Here is a 2,487-nt window from a genome sequence, read left to right on the forward strand (position 1 = left end):
GGGCGGTGCGGGCGGCGCGGCGGCCGGTGCGGGCAAGGCGGGCGCGGTGGCGAAGGTCCTGTCGGTCGCCGGCAAGGCGGGTCGTGTGATCGACCCGATGACGTACATCGCCAAGGGCGCGGGCGCGGGCCTGTCGAAGATCGGCGACATCGCCAAGGGCCTCAAGGGCATCGGCGACATCGAGATCCCCAAGCTGCCGGAGAACGCGATCACGCTCCCGGAGGGCACGGTCCACCTCCCGGACGGCACGGTCCACCTGCCCGAGGGCGCGGCGGTCCCGGAAGGCGCGACCAGGCTCCCCGACGGCAACGTCAAACTGCCGGACAACACCCCCGCCCTGCCGGAGGGCTCGGTCAAACTCCCCACCGACGCGGGCGCCCCGGCCCGCTACTACGACCCCCAGGGCAACCTCCTCGACGAGAACGGCAGCGTCCTCAAACAGGCCCAGGACGGCCCCGGCGACATCGTCGACCAGCCCGACACCCACACCCCCACCCACACCCCCACCTCCGGCGCGGACACCCCCCGAGTCGACACCCCGGCCAAGGAACCCGCCCTCGTCGGCGCCGCTCCCCACACCGCCGAATCGGCCGGGCAGCACATCAACCTCGGCAACAGCCTCGACACCCACCTCGGCGACGCCGGCCGCGTCGGCGACAACGCGACCACCACACCGGTCGTCCACGCGGGCGACCACCTGCCCGGCGGCACCGCGGGCGATCACCTGCCCGGAGGATCGGCGCACGAGCACGGCCCCAGCCCCTCGGCCGCCCACGAGCCGCCGAGCGGGCACACCGACGGCACCGGGCCCCATCATGGTGACGGCCACGGAAACCACCACGGTGAAAGCCCGGGTTCCCGCCACGACGGCCCGACGACCGGCACGCATGAGCAAACCGGTACGGCGGGACATGGGCATGACGGCGGCACCACGACGGGGGGCCACGAGGGCTCCACGGGCGGACAGGGTGAAGGTCCCGGAGGGCCCGGCCGCGGCCACGAGCCGGAGAAGGTCAGCTACAGCGAGGGCGAAGAGAGGGCTCTGCAACCGACCGGCCGCATGCAGCCGGATCAGGAAGCAGCCGTCGCCGAACAACTCGCACGTTCAAAGATGGCGCCTCACGACATCGAGAAGTCTCTCATCGGACTTCGCAAGAGCGAGTACGGCGCTGGAATCGCGAAGTACATCAGTGACGGAAATCTGGCCCACCTCCCTGGATATGGTGAGCTGCTGTCCCAATGCAAGCAGGTCAGCAAGGCCAGTGACATGTCTCCTGCCGTATACATGGCGATGGAGCACGCGACGGAACTTCAGGCTCACGGTGTCGAGGGTCTGGCGTTGGAACTGAAGAAGCCCGAAGTAGGCTTGGATTTGGATGTGCTGGTCAAGTCCGGTGATCGAATTGAGTACGGTGTCCAGCTCAAGGACGTGCAGCAGGCATCGGGCCTCAAGACCGCGACGAAGGGTATTGTCGAGAAACAGCTCAAGGGGGTTATCGAGGGCCAGAAGGTGGCGATCTTGGATGTGCACGACACCAGGTTGGCGCTCACGGACAAACTCTTGGGTCTGATCGCCTATCGGGCCAAGCTGGTGAACGCCACTTTCGTGTTGAGGTTCGAGGACGGTTCGATCACGGTCCCGGCAAACGGCCCTACTTATCCATAAGGAACAACCTATGTCCATCCTCATGCGCGCGCCGCGTGAATGCGCGTCCTGGTTCTGGGATCTGGAGGACTACGCGCCACCTGGGCTTGAATCCGCGCTGAAGACCGCTGCTCAGATGTCCGCCGTCCTGCGCAAGCACGATCTCCTGGAGCCCAGCAATCTGGAGTGGTCCTGGTTCGTTCCTGCGTTGGGCGGTGCACCGGCGAGGACGCGTTTGCAGATCATGAGGCCGCTCGATGACGAGCAACTGGTCCAGGAGGTCGACAAGATGCGTCCGGTCGGCTATCCGGAGGCGGTGGGGGGCGATCTGCTCGTCGCGGGGAGCGGGGTGTGGCTCGATGGCCGCGCCGCACCGCGTCGCGAGTACCGGCTCGTGGAGCTCACCGTCTCTCCGGAACCCTTCGGGCTGTCGGCCGAGGTCTCCGTATTCCATGACATCTGGGGCCCGTTCGACTTCAGGGGGTCTCCGCATCCGGAAGTGCACCGGAACAACGCTCCCCGGCTGGCTGCCGCGTTGAAGGAGCTGGAGGCGTTGCTGGGTGTGCCGGCCGAGCCCGGCGAGGCGACGTACTTCGGGACGGCGGTGGGGTACGGGGTCATGGAGCCGGATGCGGTGGACGGACGGGGCCCGGACCTTACCGATCAGCTCTGAAGGGGCGGTTTGCGGTGAACGCCCCCGTGCGTCCCCATGAGTTGGTCATGGGGATGTGCTGTCTCTGTGGTGATGGCCACCCTCGATTGCACAGGCAATCGGTCAGTTGATAGGGATGGTCTGCGTGCAGTGCGCGTGATGTGAGACAAGTGAGCCGAACGGGGGCCTT

General features: G+C 67.1%; 2 protein-coding genes. Both read left to right on the top strand.

Annotated features, from left to right (window positions below):
- The first annotated feature begins 46 nt into the window (after positions 1-46).
- Positions 47-1,666 (top strand): hypothetical protein, encoded by a 1,620-nt coding sequence (locus tag AQJ64_RS44740; RefSeq protein WP_159060380.1) that lies wholly within the window; start codon positions 47-49, stop codon positions 1,664-1,666.
- A gap of 10 nt (positions 1,667-1,676) precedes the next feature.
- Positions 1,677-2,318 (top strand): hypothetical protein, encoded by a 642-nt coding sequence (locus tag AQJ64_RS44745; protein ID WP_240512795.1) that lies wholly within the window; start codon positions 1,677-1,679, stop codon positions 2,316-2,318.
- Positions 2,319-2,487: the final 169 nt, after the last annotated feature.

Origin of the sequence: Streptomyces griseoruber (genome assembly GCF_001514205.1) — a bacterium.
Taxonomy (GTDB): domain Bacteria; phylum Actinomycetota; class Actinomycetes; order Streptomycetales; family Streptomycetaceae; genus Streptomyces; species Streptomyces griseoruber.

Excerpts from the sequence above, each read along its gene's own strand:
- AQJ64_RS44745 (WP_240512795.1), top strand. The coding sequence starts at position 1,677 with ATGTCCATCCTCATGCGCGCGCCGCGTGAATGCGCGTCCTGGTTCTGG.